This is a genomic window from Cytobacillus sp. IB215316 (assembly GCF_033963865.1).
GTDB lineage: Bacteria > Bacillota > Bacilli > Bacillales > SM2101 > Nanhaiella > Nanhaiella sioensis.
The window spans coordinates 40,357-66,422 of the sequence record NZ_JAXBMC010000007.1; the positions used below are offsets into that span (position 1 = coordinate 40,357).

23 protein-coding genes and 1 pseudogene are annotated in these 26,066 nt (G+C 33.1%); 19 read left to right on the forward strand and 5 right to left on the reverse strand.

The window, feature by feature from the left end; genetic code table 11:
- The first annotated feature begins 84 nt into the window (after positions 1–84).
- Together SLH48_RS12760 and SLH48_RS12765 are read left to right on the forward strand one after the other, a co-directional pair.
- Positions 85–2,658: an AAA domain-containing protein gene (locus tag SLH48_RS12760; protein WP_320258500.1), complete on the forward strand. Its 2,574-nt coding sequence runs from the start codon at positions 85–87 to the stop codon at positions 2,656–2,658.
- A gap of 302 nt (positions 2,659–2,960) precedes the next feature.
- Positions 2,961–4,046, forward strand: coding sequence for an AI-2E family transporter (locus SLH48_RS12765; RefSeq protein WP_214481750.1), 1,086 nt, complete (start codon positions 2,961–2,963; stop codon positions 4,044–4,046).
- Positions 4,047–4,163: 117 nt separating this feature from the next.
- Here SLH48_RS12765 and SLH48_RS12770 read toward each other — a convergent pair whose 3' ends face one another.
- Positions 4,164–4,769, reverse strand: a complete 606-nt coding sequence (locus SLH48_RS12770; protein ID WP_320258501.1) for a biotin transporter BioY — start codon at positions 4,767–4,769, stop codon at positions 4,164–4,166.
- A gap of 503 nt (positions 4,770–5,272) precedes the next feature.
- Positions 5,273–6,640 carry an MATE family efflux transporter gene (locus SLH48_RS12775; RefSeq protein ID WP_250886580.1) on the reverse strand — a complete coding sequence of 456 codons (1,368 nt, stop codon included), beginning with the start codon at positions 6,638–6,640 and terminating at the stop codon, positions 5,273–5,275.
- A gap of 124 nt (positions 6,641–6,764) precedes the next feature.
- Here SLH48_RS12775 and SLH48_RS12780 point away from each other — a divergent pair, with 124 nt between their 5' ends.
- From SLH48_RS12780 to cydS, 9 genes and pseudogenes are all read left to right on the forward strand, one after another.
- Positions 6,765–7,640 (forward strand): AraC family transcriptional regulator, encoded by an 876-nt coding sequence (locus SLH48_RS12780; RefSeq protein WP_320258502.1) that lies wholly within the window; start codon positions 6,765–6,767, stop codon positions 7,638–7,640.
- 135 nt (positions 7,641–7,775) lie between these two features.
- Positions 7,776–8,284: pseudogene (locus SLH48_RS12785) on the forward strand (AAA family ATPase).
- 121 nt (positions 8,285–8,405) lie between these two features.
- Positions 8,406–9,545 carry a sensor histidine kinase gene (locus SLH48_RS12790; RefSeq protein ID WP_320258503.1) on the forward strand — a complete coding sequence of 380 codons (1,140 nt, stop codon included), beginning with the start codon at positions 8,406–8,408 and terminating at the stop codon, positions 9,543–9,545.
- Positions 9,542–10,141, forward strand: coding sequence for a response regulator transcription factor (locus SLH48_RS12795; protein ID WP_320258504.1), 600 nt, complete (start codon positions 9,542–9,544; stop codon positions 10,139–10,141). Before SLH48_RS12790 ends, SLH48_RS12795 begins: the two co-directional genes overlap by 4 nt.
- Before the next feature lie 412 nt (positions 10,142–10,553).
- Positions 10,554–11,546 carry an arsenic resistance protein gene (locus tag SLH48_RS12800; RefSeq protein WP_320258505.1) on the forward strand — a complete coding sequence of 331 codons (993 nt, stop codon included), beginning with the start codon at positions 10,554–10,556 and terminating at the stop codon, positions 11,544–11,546.
- A gap of 25 nt (positions 11,547–11,571) precedes the next feature.
- A complete protein-coding gene (locus tag SLH48_RS12805) occupies positions 11,572–12,012 on the forward strand; it encodes an OsmC family protein (protein WP_320258506.1) in 441 nt (146 codons plus the stop codon).
- Between the two features lie 383 nt (positions 12,013–12,395).
- Positions 12,396–13,742 (forward strand): cytochrome ubiquinol oxidase subunit I, encoded by a 1,347-nt coding sequence (locus SLH48_RS12810; protein ID WP_320258507.1) that lies wholly within the window; start codon positions 12,396–12,398, stop codon positions 13,740–13,742.
- Complete coding sequence (locus tag SLH48_RS12815) at positions 13,739–14,764, forward strand: cytochrome d ubiquinol oxidase subunit II (protein WP_214481741.1); 1,026 nt, start codon at positions 13,739–13,741, stop codon at positions 14,762–14,764. The genes SLH48_RS12810 and SLH48_RS12815 overlap by 4 nt, the downstream gene beginning before the upstream one ends.
- 12 nt (positions 14,765–14,776) lie before the next feature.
- Entirely contained in the window at positions 14,777–14,878 is a 102-nt protein-coding gene (gene cydS / locus SLH48_RS22505) for a cytochrome bd oxidase small subunit CydS (protein ID WP_413785420.1), read from the forward strand.
- An 85-nt stretch (positions 14,879–14,963) separates the two neighbouring features.
- Here the strand turns inward: cydS and SLH48_RS12820 are convergent, their stop codons facing one another.
- A complete protein-coding gene (locus SLH48_RS12820) occupies positions 14,964–16,346 on the reverse strand; it encodes a hypothetical protein (RefSeq protein WP_320258508.1) in 1,383 nt (460 codons plus the stop codon).
- Between the two features lie 333 nt (positions 16,347–16,679).
- On the opposite strand from SLH48_RS12820, the gene SLH48_RS22510 reads away from it, so the two are divergent.
- The 8 genes from SLH48_RS22510 (at position 16,680) to SLH48_RS12855 (ending at position 23,736) form a co-directional block, all read left to right on the forward strand.
- Positions 16,680–16,769 (forward strand): putative holin-like toxin, encoded by a 90-nt coding sequence (locus SLH48_RS22510; RefSeq protein WP_352223147.1) that lies wholly within the window; start codon positions 16,680–16,682, stop codon positions 16,767–16,769.
- A gap of 627 nt (positions 16,770–17,396) precedes the next feature.
- On the forward strand, positions 17,397–18,344 hold the full coding sequence (locus tag SLH48_RS12825) for a YafY family protein (protein WP_320258509.1): 948 nt from the start codon (positions 17,397–17,399) through the stop codon (positions 18,342–18,344).
- An 80-nt stretch (positions 18,345–18,424) separates the two neighbouring features.
- Positions 18,425–19,264 (forward strand): DUF2785 domain-containing protein, encoded by an 840-nt coding sequence (locus SLH48_RS12830; RefSeq protein ID WP_320258510.1) that lies wholly within the window; start codon positions 18,425–18,427, stop codon positions 19,262–19,264.
- A gap of 284 nt (positions 19,265–19,548) precedes the next feature.
- Entirely contained in the window at positions 19,549–20,331 is a 783-nt protein-coding gene (locus tag SLH48_RS12835; protein WP_320258511.1) for a serine hydrolase, read from the forward strand.
- 349 nt (positions 20,332–20,680) lie between these two features.
- Positions 20,681–20,998, forward strand: coding sequence for a metalloregulator ArsR/SmtB family transcription factor (locus SLH48_RS12840; RefSeq protein WP_320258612.1), 318 nt, complete (start codon positions 20,681–20,683; stop codon positions 20,996–20,998).
- Positions 20,991–21,713: an SRPBCC domain-containing protein gene (locus SLH48_RS12845; protein ID WP_320258512.1), complete on the forward strand. Its 723-nt coding sequence runs from the start codon at positions 20,991–20,993 to the stop codon at positions 21,711–21,713. The genes SLH48_RS12840 and SLH48_RS12845 overlap by 8 nt, the downstream gene beginning before the upstream one ends.
- Before the next feature lie 499 nt (positions 21,714–22,212).
- Entirely contained in the window at positions 22,213–22,914 is a 702-nt protein-coding gene (locus SLH48_RS12850) for an SAM-dependent methyltransferase (protein ID WP_320258513.1), read from the forward strand.
- Positions 22,915–23,439: 525 nt separating this feature from the next.
- The gene (locus SLH48_RS12855) at positions 23,440–23,736 is read left to right on the forward strand and encodes a putative quinol monooxygenase (protein WP_320258514.1); all 297 of its coding nucleotides are present in this window, start codon (positions 23,440–23,442) and stop codon (positions 23,734–23,736) included.
- 244 nt (positions 23,737–23,980) lie between these two features.
- Here the strand turns inward: SLH48_RS12855 and SLH48_RS12860 are convergent, their stop codons facing one another.
- A complete protein-coding gene (locus SLH48_RS12860; RefSeq protein WP_320258515.1) occupies positions 23,981–25,108 on the reverse strand; it encodes an ABC transporter permease subunit in 1,128 nt (375 codons plus the stop codon).
- The gene (locus SLH48_RS12865) at positions 25,105–25,977 is read right to left on the reverse strand and encodes an ABC transporter ATP-binding protein (protein ID WP_320258516.1); all 873 of its coding nucleotides are present in this window, start codon (positions 25,975–25,977) and stop codon (positions 25,105–25,107) included. Before SLH48_RS12865 ends, SLH48_RS12860 begins: the two co-directional genes overlap by 4 nt.
- Positions 25,978–26,066 lie beyond the last annotated feature (89 nt).

A 26,066-nucleotide genomic window follows, 5' to 3' on the forward strand; every position in this document is an offset into this window, starting at 1 on the left:
TTGGATTTAATTGATATAATTATGATTTTCGTATATTATACTATTTTTTGCAATTATTAAAGCGTAATTAGAAGGGAAACTGAGATGAAATTAACTATTCATGAGATTTTTGAGCAATGGCAAAAGGCACTTCAAGCAGAAATATCTACGTTAAAAGACAAAGGTGGCTCTAGTGTTCACATTCGACATGGAAAGATGATTTCTTCTCATAAAGATGAATATATTTATGTTTTTTATACAAGTTCAGATGTCTATTTGGTAGAAGGTGCAGCAGTAAGAATTAAGTACAACGAAGAAGATTATCTTGGAGAGATTATATCTGTTGAAGGTAACCAACTTATAGTCACACTAGCTACTTATATTGGGAAAACAGTCAGCGATTTAGAATTGAGTACGGAACCTTGGCGTTTAATTGAAGCTTTATTAACAAGACTTGATGAAGCTTCAAATGATCAACAAAAACTTAGACAAGTGTCAAAGTTGTTAAGAGGTAATGCGGCTGTTAATCATCATCAGCAACATGCTGAAACTCCTTTGAAAGAGGTTGTTAATCGAAGTTTATATAACGATACAACTTATGTTTGGGGACCACCTGGTACAGGAAAAACGTTCACGCTTTCCAGAGTTATCGTCCAAAATTATGTAAAAGGACAAAAAATCCTCGTCTTAACACATAGCAATGCTGCACTTGATGTAGTAATGCTTGCTGTTACGAATTTCTTGTCTGAACGTGGACGTTGGAAAACAGGTGATATTATTAGATACGGTATGAGTCGAGACGAACAGGTCATTGCACACGATAGTCTACTGTCTTCAACAATAGCTGAACAGATCCATCATCAAATACGTGACCGAAAAATGGTGATTACTGAACAAAAAGATTATGTAAAAGAGAAAATAGAAGCTAAGCAACACGTTCCGATACAATCAGTTACGTCATTACAAACTGAACTAGAAGGGTATCGTTCTGAATTAACAGAAGCTGAGAAAGAAGTTATACTGCGAGCACGAGTAATAGGGGTAACACTAACGAAAGCGGCAGTGGATAAGCAAATTTTTGATAGAAACTATGATCTTATCGTGATTGATGAAGCAAGTATGGCGTATGTCCCACAAATAGCCTTTGCAGCTACTCTTGGTAAGAGAATTGTTGTTTGTGGTGATTTTCAACAGTTACCTCCTATTGCTCTTTCAGACAATTTGTATGTAAATAGATGGCTTAAGGAAGATATATTTCGGAAGACAAACATTGTGACAACTTTGGAACAACAGGGAAAACACCCGAATTTGTTTATGTTAACTAAACAGAGAAGGATGCATCCTGATATTTCCGCATTTTCTAATGTAGAAATGTATCAATCCAATATAAGTGATCACTTAACAGTTAAAAAGAGAGCAATCATAGCTAGAAAAAAGCCTTATCCGGGTGATGCAATGATTTTCATTGATAGCTCCTATTTTCAAGCTTTTGCTATGAAGGATGAAATCTATGAATCAAGGTTTAACTTAATCACAGCCTGTCTTGCACTACACCATATATTTGTTGCCTATCGAAACGGGCATAAATCCATAGGGTACGTGACGCCATATCGTGCCCAAGCTCGAATCATATCCACTTGGCTAAATGAAAGAATGCCATTATCAAAATTAGCAGAAGGTACGACAATTACAGCTGCAACTATTCACAAATTCCAAGGCTCTGAACGAGATTTCATGATATTTGATATTGTGGACAGTAATGGTCAGCTTACTGCTGGTCAGTTGTTAACTAATAAACAATCATCACGACTAGTAAATGTGGCTGTCACAAGAGCAAAAGGCAAGTTATTAACAATTGCTGATCAACCTTTTATTAAGAGCAAGGTAGGTAAAGATAAAGCGATTAGTAAACTGTTAAATCATATGCATAAAAAAAATCACAAACAGAGCCACGACAACATTGTAGCATCATTAACAGATGAACGAGGTAGTAAACAATTAACTTGGTATCGGAATAATGAAGTGAATGATATATTATTAAAGGATATTTCAAATGCCAACAAAAGAATTATGATCTCTGTACCACAATTACACAACTATCATAATCAACTTTGGCCAGTGTTAAAAGATTTATCTAATAAATTGGTTATAACAATTATTACTGAAGAACCTGAACAAATTCCACTACAAAGCTACCATTTAGTACAAAAGAGAGTTTTACAGCCGTTTGTGATTATTGATGAAAGAATCATATGGGCTATCGCTCACACAGATATACAGGTTGCAGCAAAAATGAACGCGCCACAAACAGTTCGGTTGCTATTAAAATACTTAAATATCCCATTGGCTAAACGGAATCAGATGCAAGTTAGAGAAACAATCCTTCTACATCATCCAACGATTTCACTGAAGAATTATATTTCAACTTGGCACTACTGTTACGTTTGCAATCACCAGCAGAGTAGTTTTATAAATGAGGAAGGAAGAATTATACTTGAGTGTAAGCATTGCTATAGTAAACGTGTATTGTCTGACAAAATATTAGCTAAATATTTACAATATATTGATGCAAGATGTAAGCAATGTCATTCAAAATTAAATGAGGAAATGAAAAATGGACAGGCAGCCATCTATTGCTCAACATGTAAAGTCTATTACGATGCAAAACGATTGTGGTAAGCTATAAAGAGAGCCTTAAGGAAATTTGTGACATATCAATTATGATTTTACAGGCATATTACTCCTACTTACAATCTTATTCACGATTCATTTCACGAATTTTAGGCAATTATGTTAAAATATATGTCATAGAATTTTATATTCCTTAAGCGGTTACCAGAGTTAAATCTGTTGAACTTAAAATTTCATATTATACATGAGACTAACAATAATATATCTGCGACGGTTTATGATTAGTTATAATGGTAAAGCTTAATGATAGGAATATGAAATAAGTGATTCTATGGAATGAGAGTGAAAAAATGAGTTTAAGTGAAAAACGCTGGTTTAGAACAATGATAGGAATCATCTTGATTCTATTAATTGCATTTCTTCTTGAGAAAACGTTATTTGTGTTTACCCCAGTTTTCGTACTAATTAAAACGATTTTTTTACCATTCGTTATATCTGGGGTCTTATTTTATTTATGTAGGCCTCTTATTAAGTGGTTAGAAAAAAGAAGAATTCCAAATTGGTTAGCGATAATAATCGTTTATTTGGTAATCATTCTATTCTTTTATATCTTCTACAAATTAGTAACTCCTGTTATTAATGATCAGCTAGAAAGACTAATGAATAACTTACCATCTATGATAAATGTGATGTTTGAGGGGATCGAGTATGTACAAAAAAACATGGATTTATTCCCTGATTTTCAAGAAGCAGCCTTATCCTTCAGTGGAGACTTCGAACAAAAACTAACTGAAAATATCGGAAATATATCTAGTGGGATCATTAGCTTTGTTGGTGGATTCGTTAATACGATCTTTTATCTGTTCCTCGTTCCTTTTATATTGTTATATATGTTAAAGGATGGAGATCGTTTCCAACCGAGCGTCGCTAAATTCTTTCCTGAAAATAAGCGTGGTAATATTCTTGCAGTGTTGAAAGATATGGATAAAACCATTTCTTCCTATGTACAAGGACAAGTAATCGTCAGTGTCTCTGTTGGGTTGATGCTATTTATAGGCTATCTCATTATTGGTCTTGATTATTCGATCATCTTAGCTATTTTTGGTATGTTTACGAATGTGATACCGTTTCTAGGACCTTATCTAGCTGTTATTCCTGCATTTCTTGTTGCGCTTTTCCAAGATCCTATAATGGCAATTTATGTTGCAATTATTATGCTCATTGCACAACAAGTTGAGGGTAATGTAATATCACCACAAATAATGGGAAAGACATTGAATATACACCCGTTAACAATTATCATTTTAATACTAACTGCAGGGAATTTAGTCGGGATACTAGGTATTATTTTTGCCATCCCTACTTATGCTGTTGCAAAAGTTGTTATCTCTCATGCCGTTAAGCTTTATAAAATCAGTATACAGGAATCACGTTAATAGTCATTTGAACGACATCACTGTACATGTAAATAAAGGTAAAATGGGAAAACCCTTGATCTAAAGGTTTGTGTTCATGCCTTCGATCAAGGGTTTCAATTTGCTAAATTTCAAAGTTTACATTGCTTTATTATAAGTAGGTGTCGATTTAGTATTATTAACTAAATGATAAATTCTTGGTGCGATCATCGCTGCAATAATCGTAAAGACAAAATCCTTTATCGCAAAAAAGATCATTGTTTTCCATGCAGCTGAGTATCCAATTTCTGCACCAGTCCAAGTGTTTATAGAAAGATACATATAATTAGTACCAATCATATAAACGAGTATAATACCAACAAATGATGCAATCATAAATGTTGACAAAGTCGGCTGCTCTTTGCGCTCGACAATTTTACCAGCAAAATAAGCTACAAAAATATATGAAATAATAAATCCACCTGTAGGTAACATGAGAACTGGTAATCCACTTTTAAATTCGGCAAACACTGGTAAACCAGCGATACCGACAAGAGCATAAACTACCATTGATAAAGAGCCAACTCTACTTCCTAACAACAATCCTGCTAAAATAGCAAAAAATGGTTGCATTGAGAGTGGTACATTCCCAACTTTTAAGAAAGGTAGCCAAGAAATAATATTAGCCCCAATTGCCATTAATGCTACAAACACAGCCCCATATGTTATGTCAATCACCCTGAACTTCCTTGAATTCTTTCCCATGATGTATTCTCCCTTCCTCCATTAATTCTACACAAAAGAATTGTTAACTTATAAAACCGTAATGTTAACATATTGAAGTGTACTTGTTAAAAGGTCGTTTTGTCAATGATCTATCCTCATATCAAGGTTGAATTATAAGGATCTTTTCGTACACTTTGTTTGGTTATATGTTCCAAATAGAGAAAAAAATGGTTTAACATGGTTAGTCGTTGTTGTACAAAAGGAAAGATGCCACGATCTCAAGTTGTATACGTTTTTGGCTCTTAGTACGAAAAGCAACAATTAATGCGCAAACATCCTATAATAAAAACGCTTGTTGCTATTGCAGAAGATATAGGTGTCACATTATAAATAAGTCATCGTTATAGAAGAAGAGATGTCTCGAAACCTAGTTATTCACACATTTATTTTTTAGTATGAGAAGCTTCTAAAACTATGTTGATAAAAAAGCACCTTAGGCTAAATTCTAAGGCGCTTTTAGAGGATCAAAATATCAAGTTAATTTATGATGTAGAATGAGCATTGGCTTCACTTACAAAGCTTTTTTGAACCCATATTTTGGAACGCCAGCGAATTAACATAAGTATACCACGAAACCATTCATCAACAATAAATGCGATCCAAATACCAACTAAGCCCATACCCATTTGTATACCTAACATATATGCCAAAGGCACGCTTATGCCCCACATAGATAAAATTCCCATATACACAGGAAATTTTACATCTCCAGCTGCTCTTAACGAATTAATGACAACTAAGTTAAACGCACGTCCAGGTTCAAGTATAATTGTTAACAACAGTAACTGACTACCTAATGATATAATACCTTCATTATCCGTAAATAACTGCAGCAAGTTTTTTCCTGAGAAGAAAAAGATTAAAGCCGCAGACAAGGAAATAGTTACCGCTAATCTTAAGCTCTTCAAGCACCGGTGAAAAGCTTTGTTGAGTTCATTAGCCCCTACATGGTGGCCTATCATAATTTGAGTTCCTTGGCCTATTGCGAGTGCGAATAAAAAGATGAACATCATTAAGTTTTGTGTGTATACCTTAGTTGTTATCGCATCAGTACCGATCATAGCTATAAAGAATGTAATTAGCATTTGAGAGGTATTATATGATAAATGTTCACCTGCAGTCGGTACACCAATTTTAAGTAATTGACGAATCGGCTGTTTTGGGAACTTAAAGAAAATATGAAAAGGTAATGAACCATTTGTTCGCTTTAATAAAACATAAATAATGATAAGTAAACCAATAAATCTACTTAATATTGTTGAGATAGCAACTCCCTTTACACCTAATACAGGTACACCGAACGCACCAAAAATAAAAAGATAATTCCCAATTACATTTATTAGATTTACTCCCATTGTGATATACATCGTGTCTTTTGTAAAACCGTGGCTGCGTAATATAGCTCCTATCGTCATTAGAAGCCCTTCAAGAAACATAAAACCACCAACGATTTGTAAATAACTTAAGGCTTCACCCATTAGTTCATCTGGTAGCCCCATTAATAATAAAATGTCTTTCTTAAATATAAACAGGATAGCACTTAAAGAGATGCTAAAAAATAAGTTTACTGAAATTGCAACAACTGCAGTTTCATTTGCACGCTTCAAATCTTTTGAGCCGAGTTGTTGGGCGATAATAATGGCAGTACCAGTTGCAATAAAGTTAAACATGACAATGACGATTGATATTATTTGATTAGATACTCCCACTGCGGCAACTGACAGATCTGAATATTGACTAAGCATCAGCGTATCAGCGCTTCCCATTAACATTCGGAGTAACAGTTCAATAAAAATCGGCCATGTGAGGGCAAATAATGTTAAATTTTGTTGAATGTTTGATTTTTTCAATATTAATGCAGACTCCTTTTGATAGCTTTTGAAAAACTATACCTAGTGTATCTATTTTCTGTATAATAATGAATAGACTGAGCCGATATGTTTTGGAGTATTACGACTTTTAAGGAGAACTTAAATGAGTATAATAACTATACCAGCCCCACCTTTTCCTACGTATATTAAAGGTGGGAGGGCGATATTTCATAAAGGACAAAGGCATTTTAAAAGAACATTTATCGTTTTTGATTTAATCTACGTTTGTAAAGGGGTTGTGTATATAACTGAAGATGACATTCCATACGAAATAAAAGAAGGGCAGTATATTATTTTAGTTCCAGGAATTGAACATTATGGACATCGAGGATGTACAGAGAAAAGTGAATACATATGGATGCATTTTCAAACAGAGCAGAATTATCAGTTAGAGGAGAGCCGATCCTTAAACTGGTCTCATATCATTCAGAGACAACCTACTTTTGTCACACCAGCTCATTTTCATTTACAGCTCCCAAGACTTGGTGCTGTCCGAAGACAGAGTTATATGGAGAATGTTATGGAAAAAGTCATTTCATTAAATGAATTGCAAAATCCCGAAGTACATATACAACAACAGCTCTATTTTCAAGATTTTATCTTTCATCTTCAAAAAGAAACCCTTAGTATTCCTGATGCTTCTGAGAAATTAGCAGAGCAAGTAGTGATCTATTTAAAAGAACGTTATAAGGAGAATTTTTTGTTAGAGGATGTAGCACGTGACCTTCATTTTCATGCTGATTATATAACAAGGTGTATGCAGCGTTCACTTGGGATGACTCCTTTACAATTTCTTACCCAATATCGATTGTTTCAAGCGAAAAAGTTACTAACGACGACAGATAAAAGGGTTATGGATATTGGTAAGGAAGTTGGAATTCAGGATTACACGTACTTTTCAAAGCTCTTTAAGCAGCATGAAGGAATGAGTCCTGTGATGTATCGTAAAGAAGTGAGCCGATCAAATGATATGAACTAGCGTATATATGAGTGATAACAACCATCACCAATCACCATTTTAATAAGCAGTTGCTACTAGCACGACAGGACATGCTTGCAACTTTCTTACATAATAGGATTATAAAAAATTAGTTTTCTAGGAGGTGCAAACGTCGTGTTTTTTCTTCAAATGTCAGGTTTCCAGGCTCAGGGAAATCATCTCTTGCAAAGCTATTAGCAAAACGAACAGGTGCAATTGTAGTAGATCACGACATTGTGAAAAAACTGCATTAATAGAATCTCTTGAATTTGCAATAGATCCAAAAATTGCAGGTAAGAATTCATACAATATTGATTGGTCATTAGCAGAATATTATTTATCTCAACAAAATAGTGTGATACTGGATAGCCCATGTTTATATAATGAAATGATAGAAAAAGACAGCGCCTATGTACAAAGTTTGGTACAAATTATATCTCAATGATTTTACAGAAATAAATCGCAGATTAAAGCAACGAAAAAGCATGCAAAGTCAATTAAGTGAAGTTACTGAAGAGAATTTCAGTATAACTATTAATAATAGTAAAAAGCCGTCTGATACTTACGGTTTAATTGTAGATTCATCCAAACCATTACATAGCTATGTAAATAAAGTCATAGAATATATAAATAGTAAAGACTAAAGGTATAATTGAAGGAGTTATTTAGTAATATAAAGCAATTGATAGTCAAAATAGTAAAAACGAATGGAAAATCATGATAAAATAAACAAATAAGACCAACTTATTAAAGAGGTTTATAATAATGATAAAAAAGTTATGGATATTTCAAAAGAGTGAGGGCATTTCACCATACATATGGAGCGTATTTAGTATTTTACCGTTCTATTTTGTTTTTCAATCTTCTTCAAAGCTTGAAGTTGTAATAGGAATTATATTAACTGTGTTATTTCTTGTTTCTTATAGATTTGCATTCATCTCCAAAGGATGGATCATGTATTTATTAACGTTATTATTATTAGCAATAGCAGTAACAATGACCATCTTATTTCAATTTATTTATTTTGCATTTTATATTGCCTATTTTAATGGTCATATAAGAAGTCGTATCACCTTTATGACGTTTTACATTATACATTTAATCATAACAACAGGCTTAATTAATTTTAGCGTCATTCTTCAAGAACAGCTATTTCTAAAACAAATTCCTTTTATTATCATTGTGTGGATTAGCGTGATCCTTCTACCGTTCAATATTTATAATCGGAAAAAACAAGGTAGACTTGAAGAACAGCTAGAAGATGCTAATAAAAGGATTTCTGAGCTTGTTAAACAAGAGGAACGACAACGAATTGCCCGTGACTTACACGACACGTTAGGTCAAAAACTTTCTTTAATTGGCTTAAAAAGTGATTTAGCAAGAAAGCTAATTGCTAAAGATCCTGAAAAAGCCAAAAGCGAATTGAAGGATGTTCAGCAAACTGCACGCACAGCTTTAAATGAAGTAAGAAATATGGTATCACAGATGCGTGGTATAAGGTTGAAAGAGGAATTTGTACGAGTAAAAGAAATATTAAAAGCTGCTCAACTTGAATTTATTATAGATGAGGATGTCAAATTGAACAATGTTTCATTGTTTCTAGAAAATATACTAAGCATGTGTGTCAAAGAAGCTGTAACAAATGTAGTGAAACATAGTAACGCTACTTTATGTGAGATATCTATAGAACAATCATGGAATGAAATTTCTATTACCGTTCGTGATAACGGTATTGGCATCACCATAGATCACGATTTAGGTAAAGGAAGTGGACTTTTAGGAATGAAAGAAAGACTTGAGTTTGTGAATGGTAGACTAGATATCGTTTCAAATGAAGGAACAGCAATCATCATGAAAGTGCCCAATAACATAGTTAAGCAGGGAAATGAGGAGGAACTGAAATGATTCGAATAGTTATTGCAGAAGACCAACGAATGATGCTGGGTGCATTAGGGTCACTTCTCAATTTAGAAGAAGATATGGAAGTGGTAGGTAAAGCTAGTAACGGTGCTGAAGCAATATCACTTGTGCAAAGACACAAGCCAGATGTTTGTATAATGGATATTGAAATGCCAGAAAAAAGCGGACTAGAAGCAGCTGAGGAACTGAAAGAAATGGCATGTAAAGTTATCATTTTAACGACCTTTGCACGAAGTGGTTATTTCCAAAGAGCATTAAAGGCAGGTGTTAAAGGGTATCTATTAAAGGACAGCCCAAGCGAGGAGTTGGCAAACTCAATTAGAAGTATCATGGCTGGAAAGCGAATTTATGCACCTGAACTTATGGACGACATGTATAATGAAGGTCATCCTCTGACTCATCGCGAAAAAGAAGTGCTAGAACTCGTTGCTGATGGTCGAGATACGAAAGAAATTGCAGATGAACTCCAAATAAAAACGAGTACAGTAAGAAATTACATTTCAACGATACTTGATAAGCTTGAAGTTAAAAATCGAATTGAAGCCATCACTCATTTTAAAGAAAAAGGATGGTTTAAGTAAATAATTGTCAAGCAAAACCAGCTAATTTTAAAATATTAGCTGGTTTTATTTGTGTAAATATGAAATTATCACATGTATTAGGTATTAGGCTATTTACTTCCTCTTAATTGCTTTATTAAGCAGACCAATTAATATAAAGCATACAAAAGGAATGAAAGGATAGTGTACAACTTGATCCAATAACGACAAAACGTTAAGAGAATTTTAAGAAATTGAATACTTTTTGCATGGTGGGAAAGGGGATGTATTTCCCGTAATTTTTGTAGGATAATACATAGTTACTCTAGATATTTGAACGATACTTATTTCAATAGTAGTATGATTTTCTTTAATAAATTGACAAATCTATATATACCCCTTATAGTATTTTATATACCATACGGGGTATACGAATGATTGGAGGTGAGTTGTAATGAGAATGATATATACTTTTCCACAAAGGTTTCTACATTTAAGTATTCCATTAACACTGGTACTAGGTTTTATCATAGGCAGTTCTACTGATACAAGCTTTTTAAAACCAACAATATTATATGCGACAATTATGATGATTTATACATCGTTGGTTGGTTTAAAGTTGAAAGAATTATCCTCATTTAAGGGGTCTAAAATTTTATTGTATTCTATGATGATCAACTTTTTATTCATTCCAGCAATTGCACTATTAATAGGTAAAACGTTATTAAATGAATACCCTAATATGTTTGCTGGTTTAGTGTTATTGGCACTATTACCTACGAGTGGTATGACTATTTCATGGACATCCATGCAAAAAGGGAACGTTCATGCTGCGATAAAATTAACAATTTTCAGCTTAATACTAGGTTCGTTGTTAACACCGATATATTTATTATTAATGGTTGGCGAATTTATTAATATTAATATGTTTGAAATTTTCAGCACCATATTATTAGTTGTTTTTTTACCTATGTTATTGGGACATATGACGTTCAAAGTAATATTAAAAAAATATACTTTGGACCAATTTCAGCAGAAAATTAAACCTAATATAACACCATTAAGTATATGGTCAATGCTTTACGTGGTATTTGTAAGTATCAGTATGAAGGCTGAAATGATTGTTAGCAAGCCACAGTTAATCATATTTGCACTTATCGTTTTAGTGTTATTTTATCTAGTAAACTATATTATTAGCACAGTAATTGCGAAGAGGCTCTTAAATCGTTCAGATGGGATTGCTTTAGTGAACGGGGTAGCACTAAGAAACCTTTCAATTGCAATAGGTTTAGCAGCGACATCTTTCGGTGCTGATGCAGCACTAATCGTTACGTTAGCTTTTATTGTTCAGCAACAAGGTCATGTTTATTATATTAAATATACGAACAAGTATTGGTTTAATCAACAACAGCAAAGAACATTAACACAAAGAACAACAATTGGATAGTACATCTAGAGAGGAAGATAATAAAATGACAAACAAATTAAACATTATTATAAACTCACGTTCAGAGGGTCTAACAATTATGAACAAAGCTGGTAAACACGAATTTATCATAGATGAAGGTAAACAAATGGGTGGAAGAGATTTAGGGCCAAATCCACTTCAATCAGTTTTAGGTGCGCTAGCAGCTTGCGAAAATGTTACCGCACGTGTAGTAGCACGAGAAATGAACTTTGATTTTAAGGATATGGAACTAAAAATCAGTGGAAAATTTGATCCACGCGGATTTATGGGTAGCCCACATATCCGTCCATATTTCGAAGCTGTTAAGGTAGATGTGAGAATCATAACAACTGAACCCGAAGGAAGAATCAATGAGCTTCAACATAAAGTAGAATCTCGCTGTCCTGTATACACGATGCTAAAAGCTGCGCAGGTAGAAATGATTGACTCATGGCAAAAAGCATAGATTATTTAACAATATGTATACAATAATATAACATTGCTACTAAAAGGATTCACTTCACCAAACTATATTTTTCATTTATAAGATTTTCAAGAATTGATAAATGGAAAACAGTCGTGAGGTTTATTCTTTTTTATTTTTTTCCACCAAAAACAATTTCCAATCCAGGTATTAATAAACGTTCATACTTCATAATTACAACACAAAAATGACGCTTAACTGTCACCGTTAAAGGCGTTTATTTTGTGATATTCTGATCTTGAAGGGGCGGTGTTATGTATAAAAAACAGGAGAAAACATTAGCTTTAATAACATTTCTAGTTGCATTTATCTTAGGTTTATCCTTTTTAGGACGTGTTTTTTCAGGGTAAGGAGGAGGCTTTTCCATGGTAAATGAAGAGGCAGTCTTTTTTAGTCGTATTTTGACGGAGTTAACACTATCCGTACATATTATTTTTGCAACAATAGGTGTTGGTGTCCCACTTATCATTATGATCGCACAGTGGGTAGGAATTAAAAAGCAAGATGAACACTACATCCTTTTAGCAAGAAGGTGGACACGTGGCTTTATTATAACAGTTGCGGTTGGTGTAGTTACAGGGACTGCAATTGGTTTACAACTCTCACTTTTATGGCCAAACTTTATGGAGCTTGCAGGTAATGTCATTGCGTTACCATTATTTATGGAAACATTCGCCTTTTTCTTTGAAGCGATATTTCTTGGCATTTATTTATACACATGGGATCGTTTTGAAAATCAGCGAAAGCATTTGTTATTGTTATTACCTGTTGCTATTGGGGCATCCTTTTCAGCTATTTTTATAACGATTGTAAATGCCTTTATGAATGCTCCACAAGGGTTTGACATTGTAGAAGGGGAACTTGTCAACATTCAGCCTTTATTAGCAATGTTTAACCCAGCAATGCCTACGAAGGTAGCACATGTGTTGACAACTGCCTATATGACTTCAGCATTTGTCTTAGCATCAATTGCTGCTTTTCGCATGCTTAAAGGATCAAAGCATGAATATCATAAAAAGGCGTTGTTTTTAACTATGAAACTTGGTCTAGTTTTTTCACTTGCTTCCGCTATAATTGGTGATTTCTCTGGGAAGTATCTAGCAGAATATCAACCTGAAAAGCTAGCGGCAGCTGAATGGCATTTTGACACAAAAAGTGAAGCTCCACTCGTTTTATACGGAGTTTTAAGTGAAGAGGAAGTGAAGTATAGCTTAAACATACCATATGCGCTCAGTATATTAGCTTTTGGTTTTCCAAGCGCTGAAGTAATTGGGCTAGATCAAATCCCTGAAGATGAAATACCACCGCTTTATATTCATTATTTATTCGATTTAATGATTACGATTGGAATTTTATTAACAATTTTATCAGGAGTTTACTTATTAGCCATTTGGAAGAAATGGAATTTTATTTTGACGAAATGGTTCCGTTGGATGATGGTACTTGGTGGACCTTTAGCAATGATTGCTATCGAGGTAGGTTGGTGGTTTACAGAAGTTGGTCGACAGCCGTGGATACTATATCAACTTTTGCGAACAAACGATGCTGCAACTACAACTCAACATGTTGATAAAATGCTATATGCATTTTCAGGATTATATGTAGTTTTAACAATAAGTAGTATCATCGTTCTTTCACAAATGTTTAGAAAAAATACAGTTGAACAAGAATTGTCAGATCGAGCACTAGAGAAAGCAGGTGGCTCAGTATGACTCTTCAAGTAATTGGTATATCAGTATTATGGCTCTTTCTCTTTGGCTATGTAATTGTGGCTTCTATTGATTTTGGTGCTGGTTTTTTTAATGCGTATAGCACACTTACACGTAAGCAGCATATTTTAACGAAGCTCATTCAACGTTATTTGTCACCAGTTTGGGAAGTTACAAACGTTTTTCTCGTTTTTTTCTTCGTAGGCATGATTGGCTTTTTTCCAAAAACTGCATTTTATTATGGCACAACATTACTAATTCCAGTTAGTTTAGCGATTATACTTATAGCCATAAGAGGATCTTATTACGCTTTTGCAACTTATGGTAAGGGTCAAAAAAATACGTATACGATGTTGTACGGTCTGACAGGATTATTTATACCTGCTTCATTGTCTATCGTTTTAACCATTTCCGAGGGTGGCTTTGTTACAATGAAGTCATCTGGTCCAATACTAAATTATGTTGACTTGTTCACAAGCCCCTTGACGTGGAGTATTGTCATTCTTAGTTTGTCCGCTGTTCTATATATATCTGCTGTTTTTTTAACATGGTATGCTTATTATGCACAAGATCATAAAGCAACAGAATTGTTCAGAAGATATGCTCTCGTTTCTGCATTACCAACCATTGTTACAGCCTCAGGGATTATTATTGAATTGCGATCACATAACTCAATTCATTTTGAGAATTTATTAGATTTATGGTGGATATTTGGTTTGTCATTTTTCTTATTTATTGGTACTGTGATTTTACTATGGAAACGAAAAGCATTTGGATTAGCATTTGGATTGTTAGTAGGCCAATTTTTTCTAGCTTTTTTGGGGTATGGCGTATCGCATTATCCTTATTTAATGTATCCCTATCTTACAATGTACGATAGCTTTACAAATGATACGATGGCGATTGCTTTAATTATTGCGTTTGTTGCTGGACTAGGATTACTCATTCCTTCTCTCTACCTTTTGCTGAAGTTATTTCTATTTAATAAGGAGTACGTCCAAGGTAAGGGAAACAATCATGTGTAAGGAGGATGATGAATGAATAGCTTTATTATTTTCTATGCACCTATATTAATCGTTATTACATCATTAATTTTCGCTTTTTGGGTGGCACCTAAGGATGATTTGATTAAAAAATAACCTAGAATATTTAAATGTTAAAAGCTGATCTATTCATGAATAGATTGGCTTTTAACATTCAATACTTTAAGTGGAACTATGCTGTCTAACTAGAAATGATTTTTTTAGATGTAAAAGTTATGGGTCCAATTATTGATCCTATCGAGTTAACATCAGTATTTTCTACGGTTAATATATACTTCACCTTACCTAAAGTTGGTTTCAAATCAACGTGTGTAAAGCTATCAATGCTAAAATCGTTTACTTCATTTTCCAATTCGGTTTTTGCACTAAAAATTAGATTGGTTGGGTTTACCGTATTTCTATATATCTTATATATTAATTCAGGTGAATCGTCCTGTACTTCAGAGCCAATCGTCACATTTAATATAATCTTCTCTTCCATCATCACTTTATCTACAATTAATACTACTAGTGTCAAAAACTGTGGTGATATAGGGATATTTTTCATAATACTTGCTGAAGTATTTGGATTTAACACATACTGATGTACATCTATTAGTTTTGTTTTAGCAGGAATGCTGCAACTACTTTTTCCAATTTGATATTTGCTAATTTGTTGGATAACAAATGTAGTTGGACCTATTACCCTGGCCATTGCATTTTGAGCAAGGCCTTCCACTGTAAGTATATATTTAACCTTCCCTAAAGGTGGATTTAAATCAACATGAGTTAAGCTATCAATATTGAAATCAATACCTGCTACTAATTCTGTTTTCGCACTGAAAATTAGATTGGCTGGGCTTACTGAATTCCGATATATTTTATAAATTATTTCAGATACATTTGCTAAAGCTTCTGTGCCAACAGTAGCCTCTAATAAAACATGATCCTTGAGCATGATGTTATCCAATGATAGTTCTGCTAACGTCAAGAAATTTGGTGATAATGGTATATCTTCAGACGAAGCTTCTATTGTATTTGGATGTAATACAAATTGACTCATATCTATTAATTTTTGAGAAACAGTTTTGTCACACATACACTTTCCTGACTGAGGGTTTCTGATTTGTTGTATAACGAAAGTGAGAGGTCCTACTACTTGAGCCATAGCATTTAAATCAACACACTCAACGGTTAGGATGTATTTTACTTTCCCTAAGGTTGGATTCATATCTACATGTCTAAATGTATCTATACTGAATTCATTACTAAAATTAGGAATACTTCCTTCTAATTCTGTTTTCGTGCTAAAGATGAGGTTTGATGGACTAATTGTGTTACGATAGATGCTATATAATAATTCTGGAGAATCACTGAGTACCCCAGACCCTACAGTGGCATTCAATAAAACAAAATCCCCTGGCATAAGATGTTCAAGTGATAGTTGTGCTAATGTCAAAAAATCTGGTGTAATGGGGATATTTTGAGCAATACTACTTGCAGTATTTGGATGTAATACAAATTGATTCATATCAACGAGGGTTTGCCTAACAGCTTGATTACATCCACATCGTGTTTTACACACATCCTCAACTCCTAAACTAAGTGATAATTTATTATATGGATGTGTTTTATTTATGTATAGAGATGTATACTAAATAGCGTGTAAATAGGTTACGTATAAAACTGAAATATTTTGTTATGGGTGATTTTAGACGGTTCTTTGCACATTTTTTTTATGCTTGTACATCACTCTATACGTATTTTTGTATGATTACATATAATATGGTAGGGGTTGGATTAATTGGAGGTTGTACTAAATTAGGGGATTATTAGGTAATCGTGATATAATAGGCATACAATAACGAATTTCTAAAGGGTGGTCGGCTTCATTCCCATTGAAAGGGGGGTGAAGCATATGACGGTATTTGAAGCGTTGATGTTCGCTGTAGCGTTTGCTGCTCTCGTCATTTCAATGCTGTCTTTTAACAAAAACGACAAAAAATAGACCACCCTTAACGCTTTATCGGAGCAGTGGGTGGTCTACTTTGACTATAAGCCGATCCTCTAGGAATCGTTTATTGTTCAATACCGTGAGTGGTGACGACACTCGCGGTCTTTTTTATTGTATGCAAGAACAGCTTGTCTATGATTAGAATATCACAATTGTTTAAAATTGTACAATAGATCATGTATCACATATAACCTTATCGCATAACATCTACATATAATAAGGCTTTTTTCGTATAGGTTCGTGGTATCACTTTTTCAATTAAGTTAGTAAAAAAGAAGCAAATAAATACCGAAAAGAGTCTTAAATTACGATGTGGAAAGGTGTGAGGATCGTGGATGCGTTAATCAAGTTATTAGCTTTTATTTGGGAAACATAATATAACCATTACGAAGGTTCTGGTATAAAACCGGAACCTATATACTTAAATAGCATAACCAGTTCTTTTTTTATAACTACACATATATGAAACTCTGATATAATCGGATTACAATAACGATATTTGAAGGAGCTGAAGTATAATCAAAGCCTTTGCTTTGTAACTCTTTTTATAAAAATATTGTTGCTGTATCTACATAAGTATAAAATTTTAACATAAAACTCGTAAACTATAGGAGATAATATATGAAAAAGATGGAGCGGTTGGTTGGAATTATTTATGCATTAAAAGAACACGAACAGCTAACAGCTAAGCAAATTTCAGATCTATTTGAAGTAAGTGAAAGAACAATTTATAGGGATATAGAGGCACTTAGTCAATTAAACATACCTATCATATCCTTAGAAGGATTTGGTGGAGGTTATCAAATAGATGATAACTATTTCATACCAAGTGTTGCTTTTAACGAAAAAGAAATCTTATATTTATTAATGAGCTTGCGGTTAGGAGAAATTATTAAAGTTCCGAATATGCAAGAAGACTACGTATCATTAAAGTATAAGCTACTTAACATCCTAGATAACAATAAGAAGGAAAAATATCTTACTTTATTAGAGAAAATAACTTTTTTTATAAATGATATTTTCCCAGGTTCTTATAAGAAAGATGTAATTCAAATTATTGTTGATAGCTTTCTTGAATACAAAAATATAGTTATACAGTACTACTCACCTAAAACAAATGTACTGATTGAAAGAGAAGTAACTCCATATCAACTATTCTATGATAGTGGTGGTTGGTATATTAATAGTTTTTGCCACCTAAGAAAGCAAGATAGATGCTTTAGATTAGACAGAATAAAGCAAATAAGTATTTCCGAAAATACATATTCTTCAACATTACTAGATGAATTAATGCAAAACAAGAAGCAAGGGCAAGGCGATAAAATAAATGTTACGCTATCAATGGAAAAGAGCCTATATGAAACAGTTAAACATGATTATATGTTTCTAGATTCTGTCGTAAAAGACTGTGGAAATATAGTTACGTTACAGTTTTGGGCGTATGTTGATGATATTATAAGATTATCAATAACGAATATAGATGAAGTGACGATTATTGAGCCACCTATGCTTATAAGTCACTTATCTGAAAAATGTCAACAAATCATGAAAAAATATAAACAACACTGACAAGTTTATGTCAGTGTTGTTTTGTTATGATGAATGGGTGTTTGATTTAAAGTTACAAAATAATAAGGAGCTGGATTTACATGAATGAAGTTAAACAGCTGAAATCTTTACTACTACAAATTAAGTCCAATAACTGGAGTGTACCAGTAGATGTAAATTTAGACCAATTAACAACTGCAATGATGAAACATCTAGGATCAACAGATTCAGAATTAAGAGATGAACTAATTTATTCTCTTTTTCACCAGTTGATTAGAGAAAAAGCCTTATCAGATAATCAATTAAAAGATATATTGAAGCTGTCATTGTCTGATCAACATTTGTTTTATAACATAGGGGCAAAAGGAGATGATACGGTTTTTAATAGGGCTTTTGCTATTTTAATAGTTAGTTCAATTGTAATGTATCATAATCAAAATGGAGAAAATTTGCTGACAGAAGAAGAACTTTTTCACGTACATAAAAATGCTTTATGCTATGCAAAACTTGAAAATGATGTTCGAGGATGTGTGAAAAATAAGGGATGGGCTCATTCTACAGCACATTTGGCAGATGCACTTAATGAACTAGCAATTTGTAAAGTTATGAAAAAAATTCAGCTAACTGATATTCTAGAAGCTGTAAAAGAAAAAGTATGTATTAAAGACTACACATATATAAACGAAGAGGATGAACGTTTAATTACTGCAGTAACAAGTATTATGGAGAGAAATATCTTGAGTGATGAAGAGATTACAACTTGGATACAGCAATTTGATAATATTGAACAAATAAAAAACTCTCAGCAGCAGCATTGTCTGTTAGTTAATCGTAAAAATTTTTTACGTAGCCTATATTTCAGGTTTAAGCAAAACGAGGTATGCCGACCGTTTATTGCAACAATTGAAACTGTTTTAAACAAAATTAGTTTTGCTTATTAATTACTTTATTTTCTCTTTTTTTGTACTTGTAAAAAATAAGGATCTAAATCGTATTCGAGTGGTCTTTTCTTCAATAGAAAAGGCTCCTTTCATAAACATGTTGCTATTCTTACAAATAAATGGACAGAATGAAGAGCTAAATGAGGGCTCAAAAATTTTAAAAGTAGTAAAGATGCTACTACCACAAGATATAGATGTGGTTATATTTAAGTACGAAAAGCAACAAGCTATTTGAAAACAAGTAAAAAAGATAACTTGTACTATCTTTAGAGGAGAATTTATTAATGATTAATGTGAAGAATATTCTTGAAGAATATAAAGGGGAATATGGTGCTGTTGTTTATTGTACAAAAACCAATGCTCTAATTTGTTCTTATCATCCAGATTTTATTATACCTTTAGCTTCAGTAGGTAAAGTTTTAGTGGGGTACGTTGTTGCAAAGTACATCGAAGAAGGGGTTTTATCGTGGAGCTCTATCATCAATCATGTAAGCTTTGACCCTAAAGAAGACAGCCATATTATTTACCCCCACCTTCAAAAAAGGACTTCTTTACCGTTAAGTACTATGATTGAAGTCATGATAGCATGTCACGATAACGTCATAGCAAACCATATAGTTTCATACATCGGTGGTTGGGAGAAAGTAAACAATAAATTATGGGATGAAAACTTTAGTAGTTTTAATCTTACTAAAAATCCACAAGATACTCAAAACTACGGGTCAATAAATGACCTACTTTACATTTTAATAAAGATTTACGATGGTTATCAAACACAACCCGAAATATTTATACCACTAATCACAGGTATGGTCAGGCAGCAGGACGCTCATCGTCAAATACCTAAACAATACCTTGCGCATATGACTGGTGGTTTACATGACTTAATCTTGGATATAGGTATCCTAGGTCATTTCTCAAAAAATCCTTATATATTCGTAATAGCAGGTAATAACGTTCCAAATCGGTTGAAAAATAGTGAGTCCGACAATAATGTAGCAAACATTTTGTTTGATGTATATAGAGAATGGAGAAAAAGCATGGTCCATCATAACGCCAACATTTAGTGGTCTATGTTGTTACAGGGTAATAATCTAGCAATGGTTTTGGATTTTTACTCGACATCTACTAATCAGGTGGAGTGAGTCTTCACCTTATAGCATAAGATTGTATAACGTGTTCACTGATAGCATTAGCATCTTGAAGGTATCCACAATGTTTTTCCTCAATCATTTCCTCTGTAATTTTCATACCTTAAGAAATTTCAATCTGTTTATTATAAAAATTATGGTTATACAATCTGTTTACAATAATATTACTTTTCAAAGTGTATTTTCTGAAAATTTAATAATAGCACTTGTAAATGAAGAAAATTATGGTAATATTAACATATAACCAAAAGGTTATATGTTGGAGGTGAGGATAACAGATTTTTATCGTGCAATTGCAGACCCCATTAGGAGAAGCATTTTATCAATGCTATCTTATAATGAAAAAACCCAATCTCAGATAGTAAATAGGTTCAATATTTCTCAACCAGCTATTAAAAAACACTTAAAGATTTTAAAAGAAGAGGAGTTGATTTATGAAAGACGAGAGGGAAGATACTGTTTGTACGGTTTGAAAAGGGAGATATTTCAAAAACAATATGGGATGTTGAAGCAAGAGCTAGAAGCGGTATTAGATCGTAAGCTTGCGAGCTTAAAAAATTATTTAGAGGAGGATGATGATTAGAGTGACAACATATCATTCAGTGAAAAGAGAGATATTTATTAATGCTAAACCAGAAAAAGTATGGAAGGCTCTAACAAGCGGTGAGGAACGCAATAAGTGGGAAACAAAAAGTTGTAAAATCGAGCTGAAAGTCGGTGGGAAATTTTCTGCAGATTACGGATGGGGTGTAGCTCATAGCGCTACAATCGTTGAAATTGTGGAAAACAAGCGACTCATTATGGAAGATGAAAATAATGGAAGAACAATTTGGACAGTGACCCCTCAAAATAACGGTAGCTTAGTTACACTAGAGTTCAATGGATTATGGACTGGAGACTTAGGAATGATGGAAATGGAAAATAGCTCTTTCGGTCAATACCAGTTCATGAGAAATATGAAAAGTGTTATTGAAAACAATGAGGATATTCGACATTTGTTTTGGAACAGCTGGATAGGTATGCAGCACAAAACAATAGAACGAGAAGGCTTTAAAGCGCGAGAAATCGTCAAGATTGTCCCAAACACTCCGGCTGATGAAGTACTACGAATAGGAGACCTCATTACTTCAGTAAATGATCAAACCGTAACGACATATGATGATCTAGAAAGAGTGATTACTGAAATGCCTCCACAGCAAGAAATAAAGTTAGTTATAAAACGAGATGATAAAATAAAGGATGTGTATTTGGTAACAGTACCATACGGAAGTACAAAGTCACCTACACCATCAAAGTAAATTGTTATGGTCACTGACATGAACATGTTGTCACTAACTAATCTAACCATACAACTTATTAAGCTTCTAACCTAATTTCCATAAATCAAATTTCATCCAATAGACATAATATTGTGGTTGTTAAAGATTGAAGGTTAAAATTCCACTAATAGACTGAGAAACTTCGTAGCAATTATCTGCTTTGTACCCACTACAATTATAAAAAACCTTTTCTTGCTAAGCCTAATTAGTTACAAAAACATATTTATTAATATTAGTTAAAACTGAGGAGTTGTGCTTTGGATAAAGTGTAAACCCTCGGTTATTTTAGTTAATTGATACAGATTGAAATGAAGAAGAAATTGTCCATTATATCAAAACGAATAGATCTGATATAGAAGCCTGTACTACTAATAAAAAGATTTTATGCCACTTTAGAATTATACAACAATAAATAACGAGCATGATTGAATATAATGTGTTAGTATAATTCTAATTCTTGTTATATGAGGTGAGTTAGTTGAGCATAGTTGAGCAAAGTACAAAATTGGATTTAGAAAGAATTATATTTATTGGGAGAACATTCAAAGAATACATGGATATGTTTTCATTCTCTGAAGATGATTTAAGTACTAAAAAGATACTAGATTGTCCCGCTGGTGCATGCTCTTTTGCAGCAATAGGAGAAAAGGTAGGTTTGAATATTACTGCTTGTGATATTGTCTATGACTATTCGGTTGAAGCCTTAAAAGAGAAAGGGTTGAGAGACATAGCACACGCAATGAAGCATATGGAACAAGCTAAAAGTAATTATATTTGGAATTATTTCGATAATCTAGATGGCTTAAGAAAGCATCGGGAAAGTGCTTTATATGACTGTACAAGCCACATGAAACAATCAAGTGATCGTTACATTTCAGCTACATTACCAACATTACCATTTGCAAATGAACAGTTTGATATAACGTTATCTGCGCATTTTCTGTTTATGTATGCAGATAGATTAGATTACGATTTCCATATAGAGGCCATAAATGAACTATTGCGAGTAACAAAAGATGAAGTTCGAATCTTTCCTTTAGTAGATTTAGAAGGGACCCGATATGAACATATAGATAGGATCATCAACTACCTTACAGCGCAAGGTTATAAGCTTGATGAACTCAGTAGTAAGTATGAATTCCAAAAAAATGCTAATTCAATGCTCAAGATAATAAAATAGGAACAGGGGGTAGCGTTCAACGCTACTCTTTTCTCTATGTAAATACATATAGATGATACACGTTTTTTGTTAATGATGTAAAAATCTCATTTATTATAAACCATTTTTTAATTATTATGATTATATATTACATATTTAAATATATTATTAGTAGAAATAGAAAATATAAATAAGTAAAAAGGAGCTCGTAATTAAGGATTTTGTCTCCGAAGTACACAGAGTCGTCTTGAATAGTATGGCCATATTGAATGTGAATTTAATCAGATTCATTGTAGTATTTAAATCAGCACATACACCACAAGATAAAGAACAATCGCCCTTATGGAATGTATAAAAAAATAAGAAGTGTATAAATTAATGATTGTTGTTTAACTACACTGATAAGTAAATTATGTAGGGTTGTCATCTATAAATTGAACTGATTACTCACAAGAAGTTCTGTTGTAATTATTCAAAACAAATATTAATAACATAACGATATGAAGAAGTTAACCTAGGTAAAGAAAAAGGAAAGGACGATGATTTATGATTATTATTCATGCTGTGACTCATGTAAACCCTGCGAAGGAAGAAGCATTTCTTGAAGATATTCGTTCATTAATTACTGCCTCTAGAGCAGAAGGTGGGAATATATCCTATGACCTAATGAAAGATACCGAAAAGGATAGTGTGTATACAATGGTAGAAGCTTGGAAAGATTTAGAGGCTGTTAACAGCCATAACGCTAGTGAACATTTTACATATTTTACGAACAAGGCAAAAGAATATCTCATTGCACCACTGGATGTGAAGATTTACGATGCTAAACAATTAGAAATGTAACATATGGATGTACAATATTCATCGACACCTTCTCGTTACGGAAGGTGTTTTAATTTGATCATAGTGTAAATGAGCAAATGTATTATACTTATTCAAAGGAGAGATAGAGATGTTCACTCAATCTCTTTCTAAGGTTAAAAGTTTGGGATGGAATAAGAGCTATGATGAAAAAATAGAACCAGCTAATATGGTCAATAGTAGCTGGTTCTGAAATAAAGAATGAAGTTTCACATTGTTGAACTTGCTATACTATTTGCTTCCTCTTGATAGTTCTGTAAATAGTAATCAATAAAATGATACTAATAAGAAAAATCGCAGGATAATGTACTAATGGGTCTAAGACTGGGATGCCAAACATATTAATTGCATGGAACGAATTAACAAAATCAGGTGCAGTTATGAAGTTCGCAAAACTATACTTCATCACATAATTCCATAACGGAATGCTAAATGAAATTGTTGGTAAGATAAAAATTGATGCACTAATAATGAACGACATTAATGTATTTTTTGAAAGCGCAGACACTAATAAAACTAATGTCATAAAAGTAAGAGCCACTAGAAAATGAATACCGGTTTGAATGAGGAAAAACTCCAACATAGTCAAGTTATATGGTGTATGCTGTGAGATCATTTGGACAGGTGCATCCCATCCGCCACTCCCATAAACATACATGTTCATTAAAACATCAAATGTTAACCAAGACAAAATCACAAACAATACGTAAATGATGGAAGCGAAAATTTTTGCTGTGATACTCTTACGACGACCATGTGTACTACTATATATTAACTGATCCATTCCCGTATTCGTTTCATTCACAAATATGGTAGCTAGACCGATTAAGATCATTATACTTGTAAAAAAACGTGAAAAATATGCAAAGCCTATTGTTTCTTGTGGTCCTTTACTATAGGTGAATGTTTCAAAATTCAAATCTACCAACATATTTTTTTCTAACAAAGCTTCCTTGTATGAAAAATCACTCTCGTTTAATTTACTCATATTATTTTGAAGCTCAGATAATCTATTAGGAATTATTAAACTATTCATCGTTTCATTTTCAAATAGAGACATTATCACAAATTGTTCAGCAACTTCTTTTTCTGATAATGTACCTTCGATACTTTTCGGTGTAAGCAATTCTTGTATATTTGACGCATCTTCTAATTTCTTCTCAGTAATAGCGCCTTCCCAATTTTCCGCGGCTAACTGTAAATCACTCTTTAACTCCAGAGCCTGATATGGGGAGGTTGATATATGTGCACTAAGACTATTCATACTAAATAGGATAAACATGAGTCCCATAGTAATGTAAATTCCTTTTTGGCGAAATAATTTATATAGCTCAAACTTTACTAGCTGCTTCATATGGCTACCTCCTGATCAAAGTAATATAAATAGAGATCCTCTAAGTTAGGAGTTGCTTTAATAGCTCTTTCGTCAGGCTTCATTTTAGAAATGACTCTAATTCCAACTTCATTTTGTTGACGAATAATATTTCCTACCTTATATTTTGCTTGAAATGCTTGTACCTCATGCTCTTTTACATTTATTGTCCATACATAGTCTTTGATTTGTTCTAGTAACTCTTCTGGCTTTTCTTTATGAATGAGCTGACCTGCTTTTAAGACAAGTATTTCTTTTGCGATGAATTCAATATCAGAAACGATATGTGTTGACAATAAAACAATTCGGTCCTTTGAAATGGATGATAGAAGATTCCGGAATCTAATGCGTTCTTCAGGATCTAGTCCCGCTGTAGGTTCATCAACGATTAATACTTTTGGATCATTTAATAGTGCTTGGGCAATGCCAACTCTTTGCTTCATCCCACCTGAAAACTTACCAACTTTTCTATTACGGTGCTCTGTCAAATTGACAACCTCTAAAAGCTCAGCAACTTTCCTTACTGCTACCTTTTTCTCAATACCTTTAAGAGCAGCAATGTACATTAAATACTTTTCAGCTGAAAAGTTCTTATATAATCCGATGTATTGAGGCAAATAACCGAGTACGTCACGATATTCTTCATCTAACACTTCAATATCTTTCCCATCTAATAAAATTCGACCCGAAGTCGGCTTTATTAATGTAACGAGCATGCGCATCAATGTCGTTTTTCCAGCACCGTTTGCTCCTAAAAATCCATAAACTCCATCAGTTAACTCAAATGAAACATTGTTTACTGCTAACTTATCTCCAAACTGTTTTGTTACTTTTTCAATAGTTAAATTCAAGGAAAACACCTCTATTTATTTTTATTTTTATAAACAAAATTGCTATGACACTGAGGATGATTGATCAAAATTCAAGCCATTGACTTACC